Here is a 14415-nt window from a genome sequence, read left to right as displayed (position 1 = left end):
GAGGACTCCTGCGCGGGGGAGGACTGCTGCGGGGTGCGGGCCCGTGAGGCCGCTCCCGCAGTCCGTCCCCTCGACCCGCCCCCGTCCTACGTCACCGAGGCCCGCGCCGTAGCCCCTTCCGTGGCCCCTTCCGCCGCCCCCTCCGGGTAAGCCGCCTCGTGCGTCCCGTGGTACTCCGACGCCCGTTCCAGCACCAGCACCGCCACGTCGTCCTGCAGCCGGCCGCCCGTGTGCGCGTCGAGGTCGGCGCGCAGCCTGCCCAGCAGTTCGGGTGTGGGCAGGGCGGCCCACGCGTCCAGCCGTTCCGCCAGGGGGTAGAAACCGCCGTCGGGCGACCGGGCCTCGGTCACCCCGTCCGTGCAGGCCAGTACCCGGCAGCCGGGCGGCAGGGCGACGCGCTGGACCGTCCGGGGCGAGGCGGCCAGGTCGCCGAGGCCCAGGGGCAGCCCCGCGTCGGCCGGTTCCAGTTCGCGGGCGCCGCCCTCCGCGTCGATCAGGAACGGCGCCACGTGCCCGCAGTCCACGAACGTGACCGGCACCGGGCCGCTCGCACCGGGCCGTTCGGAGCCCTCTTCGGTGCCGAAGACCAGCGCCGTGACGAACTCCTCCGCCGCCCGCATCCGCGCGTCCTCCGGCCGCCCGCCGTGCCGGCCCGGCTGCAGCCGCGCCTGGTACTCCGCGGACCGGTGGTAGCGGTACAGCCCCTGCTCCATCGCCCGCAGCGAGCTCTCCAGGTCGCGCCGGTGGTAGGCCGCCTCCCGGAAGGCGGTCAGCACCGCCGCCCCCGCGCCCAGCGTGCCCAGGCCCTTGCCGCGTACGTCACCGATCAGCACGCGCGTCCCGTACGGCGTGTCGACCACCTCGTACAGATCGCCGCCGACGAGGGCCTCCCGCTGCGAGGACACGTAGAAGCCGTCCACGACCACACTGCGCGTCCGCAGCGGAAGCGGCCGCAGCAGCGCCCGCTGCGCGGCCTCCCCGGTGGCCCGTACGCGCTCCAGCAGGTCGTCGCCGTCGCGCCGCAGCCGGGCCACGGCGATGCTCGCGCCCACCATCAGCGCGTTGCCGACGAACGAGCCGACCCGGTTGACGGCCACCTCGCTGTCGGCCACGCCGTGGTGCGCCACCATCAGGCAGAAGTCGATGACGCCCACGAACACCGTCTGCCGGTACGTGCACAGCGCCGCGGCCGTCATCGGGGCCAGGGCCGCGAAGACGTCGAGGCGCAGGTTCGACGGCGTCATCAGGTCGACGCACACGATGCCCGCCAGGTAGGCCAGGACGAGCGCGAAGGGCAGTCTGCGCGACGACGACACCTGGCGGGACCTCCACGCCGGAACGAGGCTCATAGGGGCATTTGTGCCATTACACCCTGGCACGGGTGGTGCCCCTCGGCCATCGATGCGATCTTGGTGCCGCCGCCTCTTGACTCAGAGTTTGCGGTATGTGCGGGCGTCGTCCGCCGCGGCGAGGACGGCGGCGAGGTCGCCGCCGGCCGACGCCGTCACCAGGCCGGCCACCGCGCCCTCCACGAACGGGGCGTCGGCGATGCGCACCTCGGAGCCACCGAAGCCCTCGGCGAGCAGCGCCTTCACCGTCAGCACCGCGCTGCCCATGTCGCAGAAGACCACCACGCCCGCACCCCGGTCCGCCGCCGCGACCGCCCGCCGCACCAGCTCCGCGCTCGTGCCCACCGAGCCGTCGGGCAGTCCGCCGGCCGGCGCTGCCGGAGCCGGGTCGCCCGTGCCGACCAGGGCCTTGGCCAGCGCGGCCGTCGACGCGGCCACCTCGCGGCTGTGCGAGACGAGCACGATGCCGACCCGGCCTGCCGGCGCGGCCTCCTCGGGAGCCGCCGCTTCCGCGGCTTCCTCGGCGTCTTCGGCTTCCTCGGCCTTCTGCGCCGGTGCCGCCGCGCACAGCTCCGGGTCGGTGGCCTCGTACAGCGCGGTCACCAGCAGCGCCGACGACGTGGCGCCCGGGTCCTGGTGGCCGATGCTGCGCTCGCCCAGGTAGCTCGCCCGTCCGCGGCGGGCCTGCAGCGGGATCGTCGCCTCGGCGCCCTCGCGGGCCGCCCGCGCGGCGGCGTCCAGCGCGGCCACGACGCCCTGCGGCAGGGCGGCCACATAGGCGTCGGCGGCCGGCTGGAGGGCGTCGACCATCGTCTTGTCGCCGGGCGCCGCGTCCCCGAGCCGCCGCACGCTCGCCACGGCCGCCCCCAGCGCCCGCCCCAGCGCCTCCGGCTCGACCACGGGATCCTCGCCGAGGATCTTGCCCATGCGCCGCAGCACGGTCCCGAACAACGGCCCGGACGCGCCGCCCACGGTGTTCGTCAGGTGCACGCCGACGGCCGTCAGCAGCGCCCCCGGGGTGGCCGGCGGCTCCACGGCCACCGCCTCGGCGGCGGAGGTGAAGCCGCGCTTGAGGTTCGCCCCGTGGTCGGCGTCGCCGATGGCGGCGTCGAGTTCGGTCAGGTGCGCGGACTCCGCGACGATCACGCGCGTGGCGCGGTCGAGGAAGCGGCGGAAGAAGTCCAGGTCGAGCGGGACGGTCATGTGCGGTGGCTCCTCGTCGCAAGGACATGCAAGTACGCCGGTGCGCAGGCCTGCTGACGCGTGGACACGCAGGTACGGGCCCGGTCCGCCTCAGCGTAGTGCGGGAGCCTCGCCCATGTGATCGCCGGTCGTTCGTCAGTGCCGGGGCGGGAGCCGGGGCCGGGATGCGGGGGTGATCGGGGCGCGCCTGACGCGGGTGGTGCACGAGGGGTTCCGGGCACGGGCCGGATCTGCCATAGTGCCGCTTCCGTCCGGTCCGGTGGAGAGGTGGCCCCATGCGTCGGCTCGCTCTGTTCTCACTGGCGGTCGTCCTGGGCGCGGGCGCCCTCGGGGCCGCCCCCGCCCGCGCCGAGCCCCCGCCGAATCCGGTGATCTTCGTCCACGGGCGGAACGCCGGGCCCGGGGTGTGGGGCCGGATGCAGGAGGACTTCGCCGCCGCGGGGTATGCGCGGGAGCGGCTGCACGCCTGGTCGTACGACACGGGCAAGTCGTCGAACGAAGTCCTCGCCGGGGAGTTCGCCGCCTACGTCGACGGCGTGCTGGCCCGCACCGGCGCGGCCCGGGCCGACGTCGTCACGCACAGCCTGGGCGCGCTGCCCACGCGCTGGTACCTCGCGTTCGGCGGCGGGACGGCCAAGGTCGCGCACTGGGCCTCCCTCGGCGGCCCCAACCACGGGACCGGCCTGGCCTATCTGTGCGCGCTGTGGGACCAGGGCTGCAAGGACATGACGCCGGGCTCCTACGTCCTGTCGCACCTCAACGCGGGCGACGAGACCCCCGGCCCCACGCGCTACGCCACGTGGTGGTCGTCGTGCGACGAGCAGATCGCGCCCGTGTCGAGCACGGCCCTCGGCGGGGCCGACAACCACCGGGCGGCCGGCTGCCTCAAGCACAACGACCTGCTCACCGACGACACCGTGTCACAGCAGGTGCTGACCTTCCTCCGGTGAGCCGGCACGGGCGCGGTCCGCCCTCACGGGAGGAGAGAGGGCGGACCGCGGGTTCGTGGGGTTCCGTCGTCAGCGGATGGCCTTGATCAGCTCACCGTTCGCCGTATCGCCGCTCAGCTCCCAGAAGAAGGTGCCGCCCAGCCCCTGCTGGTTCTTGTACGCCATCTTCCCGGCGATCGTCGACGGGGTGTCGTAGCTCCACCAGTCGCTGCCGCACTTGGCGTAGGCCGTGCCCCCCACCGTGCCGTTGGCCGGGCACTTGGTCTTCAGGACCCTGTAGTCCTCGAAGCCGTCCTCGTAGGTGCCCTTGGCCGGGCCGGTCGCCGTGCCGCCCGGGGCCGACTGGGTCACGCCCGTCCAGCCGCGGCCGTAGAAGCCGAGGCCGAGCAGGAGCTTGGAGGAGGGGACGCCGAGCGACTTGAGCTTGGTGATCGTCGCGTCGGTGTTGAAGCCGGCCTTGGGGATGCCGCTGTAGGAGGTCAGCGGGGAGTGCGGGGCCGTCGGTCCCTTCGCCTCCCAGGCGCCGAAGTAGTCGTAGGTCATGGGGTTGTACCAGTCGACGTAGCGGGCGGCGCCCGCGTAGTCCACGGCGTCGATCTTGCCGCCGCTGGATGCGTCGGCGGTGATGGCGGCCGTGACCAGGTTGCGCGTGCCGAACTTCGCGCGCAGCGCCGCCATCAGTTTCACGAACCCCTCGCGGCCGCTCGTGTCGCAGGTCAGGCCGCAGGCGTTGGGGTACTCCCAGTCGATGTCGATGCCGTCGAAGACGTCGGCCCAGCGCGGGTCCTTGACGAGGCCGTAACAGGACTCGGCGAAGGCTGCGGGGTTCCTGGCCGCCTCGCCGAAGCCGCCCGACCAGGTCCAGCCGCCGAAGGACCAGACCACCTTCAGGCCCGGGTGCAGCTTCTTGAGCTTGCGCAGCTGGTTGAAGTTGCCGCGCAGGGCGCCGTTGTCCCAGGTGTCGGCCTTGCCGTCGACGCTGCCGGCCGCGTCGTAGGCCTTGTCGTAGTCGGCGTAGGCGTCCCCGATGGTGCACTTTCCGTTGGTGACATTGCCGAAGGCGTAGTTGATGTGGGTGAGTTTGGCGGCCGACCCGGACGTCTCGATGTTCTTGACGTGGTAATTCCGCTCGTACACACCCCAGTTGGTGAAGTAGCCCACCACCTTGCCGCCGGCGGCGGTGTCGTCGGGATCCGCGGCGGCGGGTGACGCGGACGCCGCGCCGCCGAGGAGTGTGGTGGTGATCAGGGCCCCGGCGGCGGCGAAGGCGGCCAGGAAGGTGCGGGTCGAGCGGAGGGTGAGGGGTCTGCGGGAGGTGCGGGACGTACGGGATGCATGGCGTGTACGGGATCGTGCGGGCATCGGTTCTCCTCGGTGGGGTGGGGAGAGCTCTCGGGGGGTGACCTGCACTCGTGCCGGTGTGCACACCGCCGCAGCGGTTGGCATGCACGCGCTGAGCGGTGGCAGGACCATAGAAGGACTAGACCAGTGCGGTCAATGGTTTGGACCAACCCCGTTCACGACTCCGTCAGGAGCCCGTTGTCCCTGGTGCACGACTTGTCAACCCGTGACGTCCGCCCGCCGATCGGGCATACTCCAAGCGCCACAGCCGCAGGTCATCCCGTGTCGCGACCCGGCGCGGAATCATCGGCTGGGGGATCACCGACGGCGGCGCCACACCCTTGCGCGCTCGTCGTCGCAGCGCCCTGACAGGGAGGAGAGCGCCGCCATGACCGACCACGGCCCCCAGCCGGTGGAGCGACAGCTGCCCACCGAGGAGTCCCGCGACCTGCTCGCGCTCGTACGCGACCTGGTGCAGCGGGAGATCGAGCCCGTCGCGGCCGAGGAGGAGGAAGCCGGGCGCTTCCCCCGCGAGGTCTTCCGGCTGCTGTCCGCCTCGGGCCTGCTCGCCCTCCCCTACGCCGAGGAGTTCGGCGGCGACCAGCCCTACGAGGTCTACCTCCAGGTCCTGGAGGAGCTCGCGGCGGCCCGCCTCACCGTGGGCCTGGGCGTCAGTGTGCACACCCTCGCCTGCCACGCCCTCGCCGGCTTCGGCAGCAAGGAACAGCAGGCCGAGCACCTGCCCGGCATGCTCGGCGGCGGCCTCCTCGGGGCGTACTGCCTCTCCGAGCCCTCCTCCGGCTCCGACGCGGCCTCACTGCGCACCCGCGCCACCCGCGACGGCGACACCTGGACCCTCGAGGGCACCAAGGCGTGGATCACCCACGGCGGCGTCGCGGACTTCTACACCGTCCTGGCCCGCACGGGAGGCGAGGGCGCCCACGGCATCACCGCCTTCCTCGTACCCGGCGACGCCCCCGGCCTGTCGGCCGCACCGCCCGAGCGCAAGATGGGCATGAAGGGCTCGCCGACCGCGCAGCTGCACTTCGACGGGGTGCAGGTGCCGGACGCGCGCCGCATCGGCGACGAGGGACAGGGCTTCGCGATCGCCCTGTCCGCGCTGGACTCCGGGCGGCTGGGCATCGCCGCCTGCGCGATCGGCGTCGCCCAGGCCGCGCTGGACGAGGCGCTCGCCTTCACCGCCGGGCGGCGGCAGTTCGGCCGGCCGATCGCCGATTTCCAGGGCCTGCGCTTCATGCTGGCCGACATGGCCACCCAGATCGAGGCGGGCCGCGCCCTCTACCTCGCCGCGGCGCGGCTGCGCGACGCCGGCCTGCCGTTCTCCCGGCAGGCCGCGATGGCCAAGCTGTTCTGCACGGACGCGGCGATGCGGGTGACCGTCGACGCCGTCCAGCTCCTCGGCGGCTACGGCTACACCGCGGACTTCCCCGCCGAGCGCTACATGCGCGAGGCCAAGGTCCTGCAGATCGTCGAGGGCACCAACCAGATCCAGCGCATGGTGATCGCCCGTCACCTGGCGGGCCCCGAGAGCCGCTGACGACCGCTGCGCCGGGCACCGGCGCGGCGGCGGGAAGAGGCACGGCGGGCGGGCGCCATGCGCCCCGCCCGCCGGGAATCCTCGGCCGTCAGGACGGCCGGCGCATCTCCGGGACGCGGACCGGGCGGGATCCGGGGCCCCCGATGTGGGAGAACGGCTGGGTCCGCCAGTCCAGGCTCTCCGGCAGGGTGAGCAGCAGCGCCGTGTTGAACTGCCGGCCCTCCAGTGACTCGTCCGCCGCGGGGGCCTCCTCCATGGCGCGGCCGGAGCCGGGGCACACGGTGAGCCCGAAGGGATTCCACGGCGAGGGGCACAGTGCATGCTCGGGGAGCATGTCCTCGTCGGGGAGCAGGGCGATCGGGCGGGCGCAGTCCGGGCAGGTCACCCGGAACATCGTGCTGGTGTCGACCTCGTACGGCTCGTACGGGCTGCCGTCGCCGTCGTTCAGGCGTTCCAGGCTGGGCATAGTCTTTCTCCCCCTCGGATTGGCCGGCCAGGCGTCGCGGCCTCGGCCACAGCAAGCACTTCCCGCGCCGCGAGCCGGGTAATCGCCGCATCACGGAGGACACGGGTGCATATCTGTGTTGTTCGTCACATGTCTTTGTGCCTGGGTATGCGCCCCCATGGAGCCGCCGACTGTGCCGCTCCGGCCGGAACCCAGTAGGTTGATCCGCGTGGAGGAGCTGGACAGAGAAATCGTGGAACTGCTCGTCAAGGACGGGCGGATGAGCTACACCGACCTGGGGAAGGCCACGGGCCTGTCGACCTCGGCGGTGCACCAGCGCGTGCGCCGGCTCGAACAGCGCGGTGTCATCCGCGGCTACGCGGCGGTGGTCGACCCCGAGGCGGTCGGGCTGCCGCTCACCGCGTTCATCTCGGTGAAGCCGTTCGACCCCAGCGCTCCCGACGACATCGCGGACCGCCTCGCCGAGATCCCCGAGATCGAGGCGTGCCACAGCGTGGCCGGCGACGAGAACTACATCCTCAAGGTGCGCGTCGCCACGCCGCTGGAGCTGGAGCACCTGCTGGCGCGGATCCGCTCCCTGGCCGGCGTCTCGACGCGGACGACGATCGTCCTCTCGACGCCGTACGAGGCGAGGCCGCCGCGGGTGGGGTGACGCCCTGACACCGGGGGCCGGGGTGGAGCCCCGGTTACGGGGAGGGGCGGGGCAGGGGAGAGACTGATCCTTATGACCGAGCCCCACGCATCCCAGGACAGCCCGCGCACCGTTCTGCTGCGCAACGGCGACGTGCACAGCCCCGCCGACCCGTTCGCCACGGCCATGGTCGTCGAGCGCGGCGCCGTCGCCTGGGTCGGCTCCGAAGGCGCCGCCGACTCCTTCGCCGACGGCGTCGACGACGTGGTCGACCTCCAGGGCGCGCTCGTCACCCCCGCGTTCACGGACGCACACGTGCACACCACGGCGACCGGCCTCGCGCTCACCGGCCTCGACCTCACCGGCACCCGCTCCCTGACCGAGGCCCTCGGCCGGATCCGGGCCCACGCCGCCGCCCACCCGGCCGACCGCGTCCTCCTCGGCCACGGCTGGGACGCCAGCGCCTGGCCCGAGCAGCGGCCCCCGGCCCGCCGCGAGCTGGACGAGGCCACCGGCGGCCGGCCGCTGTACCTCACCCGCTCCGACGTGCACTCCGCCGTCGTCACCACGGCTCTGCTCGACCTCGTGCCCGGTCTCGCCGGCCTCGGCGGACACCACCCCGACGGGCCGCTGACGGGCGAGGCCCACCACGCCGTGCGCGCCGCCGCGCACGATGCGGTCACCCCCGCGCAGCGCGCCGAGGCCCAGGCCGCCGCGCTCGACCGCGCGGTCTCCCTCGGCATCGGCTCCCTGCACGAGTGCGCCGGTCCGCAGATCTCCGGCGCCGACGACCTCACCGGGCTGCTGAGCCTGGCGGCCGGCCGGCGCGGCCCCCGCGTCGTCGGCTACTGGGCGCAGGCCATCACGTCCGCGAACGAAGCGGACCGCATCCGTGAGCTCGGCGCGCTCGGCGCCGCAGGCGACCTCTTCGTGGACGGCTCCCTCGGCTCGCACACCGCCTGCCTTCACGAGCCCTACGCCGACCTGCCCGGCGCCACCGGCGCCGCCCACCTCGACGCCGCGGCCGTCGCCGCCCACGTCGCCGCGTGCACCGAGGCGGGCATCCAGGCCGGCTTCCACGCCATCGGCGACGCCGCGCTGACCGCCGTCGTGGAGGGCGTCCGCGCCGCGGCGGACAAGCTGGGCCTGGCCCGCGTCCGCGCGGCCCGGCACCGCGTCGAGCACGCCGAGATGCTCACCCCCGAGCACATCGCGGCCTTCGCCGAGTTCGCCCTCACGGCCTCGGTGCAGCCCGCCTTCGACGCCACCTGGGGCGGCGACACGGCCATGTACGCCCAGCGCCTCGGCGTCGAGCGGGCCCGCACCCTCAACCCGTACGCGGCCCTGCTGCGCGCCGGCGTCCCGCTCGCCCTCGGCTCCGACAGCCCGGTCACCCCGCTCGACCCGTGGGGCACCGTCCGCGCCGCCGCCTTCCACCGCACCCCCGCGCACCGCATCTCGGTCCGGGCCGCGTTCACCGCGCACACGCGCGGCGGCTGGCGGGCCATCGGCCGCGACGACGCCGGCGTCCTCGTGCCCGGCGCACCCGCCGACTACGCGATCTGGCAGGCCGGCGACCTCGTGGTGCAGGTGCCGGACGAGCGCGTGGCGAGCTGGTCCACCGACCCGCGCTCGGGCACCCCGGGCCTGCCCGACCTCACCCCCGGCGGCCCGCTCCCCGTCTGCCTGCGCACCGTCGTGGGCGGGCACACCGTCTACGAGCGGCCGAACGAGTGACTCCGCGCCCGCCGCGTACCGCCGAACGATGAGACGTCGGCCTGTCGCCGCTCGTGATCACTCGCCGTACTGACCTGCTGATTTGGTGCATATCTCCAGGTCACAGAGGTGTTGACAGGGTGCGGGCGACGGCCGGTAGGTTCTGCGGAGTCCACCACAGGACGTCCGGCCGGTGCACTTCCACACAGTCGTCGAACGCAGCTGGGCCATGGGGGCGGTGCGCCGGGGAGCGGCCACCGCCACTGGCAGCCAGGTTCCAGCGCACGGGGGCGAGGGAGGTGCTGCCGGGCCGGCAGGTGCGACCCGGGTGGGGCCCGGACGTTCAGTAGACAACGGCTCTCGGTCGACCCGCAGCCAGCGGGTCCCAGGTCGGCCCGAAGGACGCCGGGCCCCCATTCGCCCCACCCCTCTCCCGCCGCCCTCCGCGGCCTTCTCCGCGCACCCAGGGCGGGCACGGCGCCCCGAGCGAGGTACCGTCGGGCTCACCACCGCAAGTCAGCAGGAAGGCTCGCCCGTGCCCCCGGGTCCCGAAACCACCGCCGGAGCCGCCGCGGCATCCGCCTCCGCCGGCGAGGAGCGCCCGCCGGAGACCCCGCAGGACGCGCCCGCCCCGCAGGAGCGCCCCGGCCGCGCCGCGCGCCTCGCCCGGCTCGCGCGCCGTGAGGCCCGCCGCACCGGTGCCGCCGTGCTCGCCGGTGTCGCGCTCGCGCTGTCCTTCCCGCCGTACGACGTCTGGCCGCTGTCGGTCGTGGCCGTCGCCGCGCTGACCCTGCTGACCCGCGGCCGCAGCGCCCGCCAGGCGGCATGGACCGGTTTCGCCTTCGCGCTGCCCTTCTTCTTCGTGCTGCTGCGCTGGCTGCACGTGGTCGGCTACGACGCCGTCTTCGGCCTGTCGCTGGTCGAGGCGCTGTTCATCGCCGCCCTCGGCGCGGCCCTCGCGCTCGTCTCGCGGCTGCCCGCGTGGCCGCTGTGGGGCGCCTGCCTGTGGGTCGCCCAGGAGCTGGCCCGCGACCGGCTGCCGTTCGGCGGCTTCCCCTGGGGCCGGCTGGCCTTCGCCAACACCGGCTCGCCCTTCACCCCCCTCGCCGCGCTCGGCGGCGCCCCGCTGGTGACCTTCGCCGTCGCCCTCTCCGGCGGCCTCCTCGCGTACGCCGCGGCCACCGTGTGGCGGATGCGCCCGGCAGGAGCCCGTACGGTCCGCGCCGCCCTCCCGGGCGTCGAGGCGCTCGCGCTGGCCGCCGCCCTCCTGCTCGCCGGATACGCCGTGCCCGTGCCCACGAAGGCCGACGACGAGGTCAAGGTGGCCCTCGTCCAGGGCAACGTCCAGCACGCCGGCATGGACTTCCTCGGCCGCCCGATGATGATCCTCGACAACCACGCCGAAGCCACCCTGCAGCTGGCCCGCGACGTCAAGGCGGGCAAGGTGCCCCGGCCCGACCTCGTCATCTGGCCCGAGAACTCCTCCGACCTCGACCCGTTCCAGTACCCGCAGGCGTACGACCGCATCGACCAGGCGGTGAAGGCCATAGGCGTGCCGGTCCTCGTCGGCGCCCTGGTGGACCACCCGGGCCGCAGCGGCTACATCGACAACAAGGGCATCGTCTGGGACCCGAAGACCGGGCCCGGCGCCTCGTACGCCAAGCAGCACCCCGTGCCGTTCGGCGAGTACGTGCCCTTCCGGAGCGCCCTGAGCAAGGTCATCACCCGCCTCCAGCGCGTCCAGCGCGACTTCTACCCCGGCGACCACACCGGCGTGATGCAGGTCGGCCCGGCCCGGCTCGGCGACGTCATCTGCTTCGAGGTCGCCTACGACGAGATCGTCCGCGACACCGTCAAGGACGGCGCCCGCGCCCTCGTCGTCCAGACCAACAACGCCACCTACGGCCGCACCGGCCAGCCGGAGCAGCAGCTGGCCATGTCGCGGCTGCGGGCCGTCGAGCACGGCCGCGCCGTGGTCACCGCCGCCACGAGCGGCATCAGCGCCGTCGTGGCCCCGGACGGCACGGTGCAGCAGCGCAGCGAGGAATTCACCCGGGACGTCATCAGCGCCACCATCCCGCTGCGCGACGGGACGACCGTCGCCGACCGTGTGGGTGCGGGGCCCGAATGGGCGCTCGCTATGGTGGGGCTTCTGTCCTGTGCGGCCGCACTCCTGATCGGCCGTCGGGTACGTATGGACGAGCGGAACAAGAGGGGCCAGCAGTGAACGACGGTGGGCAGCGCAGATACGGTCCGCTCGGCACGACCTTGGTGATCATCCCGACCTTCAACGAGGCGGAGAACATCAAGAACATCGTCGGCCGGGTGCGGGCGGCCGTGCCGGAGGCGCACGTCCTCGTCGCGGACGACAACAGCCCCGACGGCACCGGCAAGCTCGCCGACGAGCTCGCGGCCGACGACGACCACGTCAAGGTGCTGCACCGCAAGGGCAAGGAGGGGCTCGGCGCCGCCTACCTGGCGGGCTTCCGCTGGGGCCTGGACAACGACTACGGCGTCCTGGTCGAGATGGACGCCGACGGCTCCCACCAGCCGGAGGAGCTGCCCCGCCTGCTCACCGCCCTCAAGGGCGCCGACCTGGTGCTCGGCTCGCGCTGGGTGCCCGGCGGCCGGGTGGTGAACTGGCCGAAGTCGCGCGAGATCCTCTCCCGCGGCGGCTCCACCTACTCCCGGCTGCTGCTCGACGTGCCGATCCGCGACGTCACCGGCGGCTTCCGGGCCTTCCGGCGCGAGACGCTGGAGGGCCTCGGCATGGAGGACGTGGCCTCCCAGGGCTACTGCTTCCAGGTCGACCTGGCCTGGCGCGCGGTCAAGGCCGGCTTCCACGTCGTGGAGGTCCCCATCACCTTCGTCGAGCGCGAGCTCGGGGACAGCAAGATGAGCCGCGACATCGTCGCCGAGGCCCTGTGGCGGGTCACTTCCTGGGGCGTCGGCTCGCGCGTCGGCAAGGCGCTCGGCCGCAAGTGAGGCGGTAAGCGCCCCATAAGCGCCGCTCCCGGGTTCCGCCGCAGGCCAGGCACACTTGAGGCATGACGTTCGGAGCACAGCAGACGATGAACGGCCGCCCGCCGCAGCGGCGGCGCGCCCGCAGGCTCATCCCCCTGGGAGTGGCCCTCTGGGCCGTCCTGGAGATCTGGCTGCTCACGCTGGTGGCCGGTGCCGCCGGCGGGCTCACCGTCTTCGCCCTGCTGGCCGGCGGCGTCGTCCTCGGCTCCTACGTGATCAAGCGGGCGGGACGGCGGGCCTGGAAGCGGCTGACGGTCTCCCTGCAGCCGGGCGGCGCGACCGCCGGGCCGGGCGCCCAGGAGACCGGCGGCAACGCCCTCACCATGCTCGGCGGCCTGCTGATCATCCTGCCGGGGCTGCTCTCCGACGTGGCCGGCCTGCTGTGCCTCTTCCCGCCCACCCGCGCCCTGCTGCGCAGGACGGGGGAGCGGTGGCTCGACCGCCCGGCGGCCCCCGGCACCCTCGGGGACGCCTTCCGGCAGGCCCGTAGCGCCGATCTCGGCGGCATGGGCGGCATGGGCGGGACGGGTGGCGCGGGTGGCATGGGCGGTCCCGGTGGCAAGGTCGTCCAGGGCGAGGTCATCCGTGACGACGAGCCGGACGAGCCGCCGGCGCCGCGGCCCGGCGGCCCCCAGCTGCCCCGCTAGCCCATTAGCCCACTAGCTCGTTAGCCCGCTCGAGCGCGCCTGGCGCCGGGTGCACCGGCTGCACCCGCTGCACCCGCCGCACCGGCGCATGACAAGGGCCCGGGCCACTGCGTGAAGCAGTGGCCCGGGCCCTTGTCAATGCAATGCAATCTGCAATCGCTCCCGCCGGTCAGGCGGACTTGCGGGTGTCCCGCGGATGAACGGCAATGTTCATGGCACCGGAGCGAAGGACCGCCAGCCGTTCGGCCAGCACCTCCTCCAGCTCCTCGCGGGTACGCCGCTCCATGAGCATGTCCCAGTGCGTACGCGCGGGCTTGCCCTTCTTCTCCTCAGGACCATCCCCGTCCACCAGGAGTGCCACGGCGCCACACGCCTTGCACTCCCACTCCGGCGGAATCTCCGCCTCTACCGAGAACGGCATCTCGAATCGATGGCCGTTCGGGCATGCGTACTCCACCGCCTGGCGCGGGGCCAGATCGATGCCGCGGTCGGTCTCGTAGCTGGTAACCACAAGTCGCGTGCCGCGGAGAGCTCGCTCACTCATGAATCGTGCCTCCCGGGCTTAGTCGCCCACAGGACAGGTGTCGCTGTCGTCGTCATCCGGTCAACGTCCGGTCGGCGGTGAAGATTCCCGTTGAGGGACATGCGTCGCCCGTCGTGCCGCCCCTTGTTGTACCCACCAACGCCCGTTTTGTCACATCTGGCAACGGATGTCACCCTGTGTTTCTGTCGCTTTAGCGTGCAGTAACGGTTCGTTCGGTGGGTCGAAGGCGTACACTACCGGCCCGCTTGATCCTGGCCTAAACCAGGTCCGGGATTTCGCGCCCGGCCGGGTGTACGGGGGCCGGAGCCGGGGCCTCCGGAAGGGCGAACAGGCGCAGGAAGAACTGCGACAGCGGGCCGATCGCCAGGGCGTAGAAGACCGTCCCCAGGCCCACCGAGCCGCCGAGCACGAACCCCGTCGCCAGCACGACCACCTCGATGCACGTGCGCACCAGCCGCACCGAGCGGCCCGTCCGCCGGTGCAGCCCCGTCATCAGCCCGTCGCGCGGGCCCGGGCCGAACCTGGCCGAGATGTACAGCCCGGTCGCCACCGCGCACAGCGCCACCGCGAAGGCCAGCAGCGGGATCCGTATCCACAGCGACCGCGGGTCGGGCACCACGCTCAGCGTCGCGTCCATGGCCAGGCCGATGACCAGCACGTTGGAGACCGTCCCCAGGCCGGGCCGCTGCCGCAGCGGGATCCACAGCAGCAGCACCAGCGCGCCGATCGTGATCGACGCCGTGCCGATCGACATCCCCGTGTGCTCCGCGACGCCCTGGTTCAGCACGTCCCACGGCGCGAGCCCCAGTCCCGCCCGCAGTTGCAGCCCCGCGCTCACCCCGTACAGCGCGAGCCCGACGTAGAGCTGCAGCAGCCGGCGGGCGAGAGACGCCCCTCCCGACGCGACCTCCGACGCCCCCTCCGGTGATCCCCCTGATGCGGACAACGGTTCCTCCTGATGCTCGGCGCGCGCTCCAAGGCGGCGT

13 protein-coding genes and 1 pseudogene are annotated in these 14415 nt (G+C 73.5%); 7 read left to right on the top strand and 7 right to left on the bottom strand.

The window, feature by feature from the left end; translation table 11 throughout:
* Positions 1-86: 86 nt before the first annotated feature.
* From FGW37_RS05075 to dhaL, 3 genes and pseudogenes are all read right to left on the bottom strand, one after another.
* On the bottom strand, positions 87-1349 hold the full coding sequence (locus FGW37_RS05075; protein ID WP_179079961.1) for a PP2C family protein-serine/threonine phosphatase: 1263 nt from the start codon (positions 1347-1349) through the stop codon (positions 87-89).
* An 81-nt stretch (positions 1350-1430) separates the two neighbouring features.
* Positions 1431-1811, bottom strand: a complete 381-nt coding sequence (locus tag FGW37_RS33190; protein ID WP_281394919.1) for a PTS-dependent dihydroxyacetone kinase phosphotransferase subunit DhaM — start codon at positions 1809-1811, stop codon at positions 1431-1433.
* A 120-nt stretch (positions 1812-1931) separates the two neighbouring features.
* Positions 1932-2552 (bottom strand): annotated as a pseudogene (gene dhaL / locus FGW37_RS33185) (dihydroxyacetone kinase subunit DhaL); the annotation flags it as partial.
* 275 nt (positions 2553-2827) lie between these two features.
* Here dhaL and FGW37_RS05065 point away from each other — a divergent pair.
* Complete coding sequence (locus FGW37_RS05065; RefSeq protein WP_179079959.1) at positions 2828-3502, top strand: esterase/lipase family protein; 675 nt, start codon at positions 2828-2830, stop codon at positions 3500-3502.
* A 69-nt stretch (positions 3503-3571) separates the two neighbouring features.
* On the opposite strand, the gene FGW37_RS05060 is transcribed toward FGW37_RS05065, so the two are convergent.
* Entirely contained in the window at positions 3572-4864 is a 1293-nt protein-coding gene (locus tag FGW37_RS05060) for a glycoside hydrolase family 18 protein (RefSeq protein WP_179079958.1), read from the bottom strand.
* 367 nt (positions 4865-5231) lie between these two features.
* Between FGW37_RS05060 and FGW37_RS05055 the strand changes: the two genes are divergently transcribed.
* Complete coding sequence (locus FGW37_RS05055; RefSeq protein ID WP_179079957.1) at positions 5232-6401, top strand: acyl-CoA dehydrogenase family protein; 1170 nt, start codon at positions 5232-5234, stop codon at positions 6399-6401.
* Between the two features lie 88 nt (positions 6402-6489).
* Here FGW37_RS05055 and FGW37_RS05050 read toward each other — a convergent pair whose 3' ends face one another.
* A complete protein-coding gene (locus FGW37_RS05050) occupies positions 6490-6867 on the bottom strand; it encodes a hypothetical protein (protein WP_179079956.1) in 378 nt (125 codons plus the stop codon).
* Positions 6868-7075: 208 nt separating this feature from the next.
* Here FGW37_RS05050 and FGW37_RS05045 point away from each other — a divergent pair, with 208 nt between their 5' ends.
* From FGW37_RS05045 to fxsA, 5 genes are all read left to right on the top strand, one after another.
* Positions 7076-7519 carry an Lrp/AsnC family transcriptional regulator gene (locus FGW37_RS05045; RefSeq protein WP_030365423.1) on the top strand — a complete coding sequence of 148 codons (444 nt, stop codon included), beginning with the start codon at positions 7076-7078 and terminating at the stop codon, positions 7517-7519.
* A gap of 72 nt (positions 7520-7591) precedes the next feature.
* Entirely contained in the window at positions 7592-9235 is a 1644-nt protein-coding gene (locus FGW37_RS05040) for an amidohydrolase (protein WP_179079954.1), read from the top strand.
* A 514-nt stretch (positions 9236-9749) separates the two neighbouring features.
* Positions 9750-11441, top strand: coding sequence for an apolipoprotein N-acyltransferase (gene lnt / locus FGW37_RS05035; RefSeq protein WP_246430273.1), 1692 nt, complete (start codon positions 9750-9752; stop codon positions 11439-11441).
* A complete protein-coding gene (locus FGW37_RS05030) occupies positions 11438-12199 on the top strand; it encodes a polyprenol monophosphomannose synthase (protein WP_179079953.1) in 762 nt (253 codons plus the stop codon). The genes lnt and FGW37_RS05030 overlap by 4 nt, the downstream gene beginning before the upstream one ends.
* A 62-nt stretch (positions 12200-12261) precedes the next feature.
* Positions 12262-12885, top strand: a complete 624-nt coding sequence (fxsA, locus tag FGW37_RS05025) for an FxsA family membrane protein (protein WP_179079952.1) — start codon at positions 12262-12264, stop codon at positions 12883-12885.
* A 169-nt stretch (positions 12886-13054) separates the two neighbouring features.
* Here fxsA and FGW37_RS05020 read toward each other — a convergent pair whose 3' ends face one another.
* Positions 13055-13429 (bottom strand): RNA polymerase-binding protein RbpA, encoded by a 375-nt coding sequence (locus FGW37_RS05020; protein WP_004948858.1) that lies wholly within the window; start codon positions 13427-13429, stop codon positions 13055-13057.
* A gap of 256 nt (positions 13430-13685) precedes the next feature.
* On the bottom strand, positions 13686-14375 hold the full coding sequence (gene yczE / locus FGW37_RS05015) for a membrane protein YczE (protein WP_179079951.1): 690 nt from the start codon (positions 14373-14375) through the stop codon (positions 13686-13688).
* Between the last annotated feature and the right edge of the window lie 40 nt (positions 14376-14415).

Origin of the sequence: Streptomyces rectiverticillatus (assembly GCF_013394065.1) — a bacterium.
GTDB lineage: Bacteria > Actinomycetota > Actinomycetes > Streptomycetales > Streptomycetaceae > Streptomyces > Streptomyces rectiverticillatus.
The sequence above is the reverse complement of the archived record's forward strand: the minus strand, read 5'-3'. Positions and strand labels throughout refer to the sequence as shown.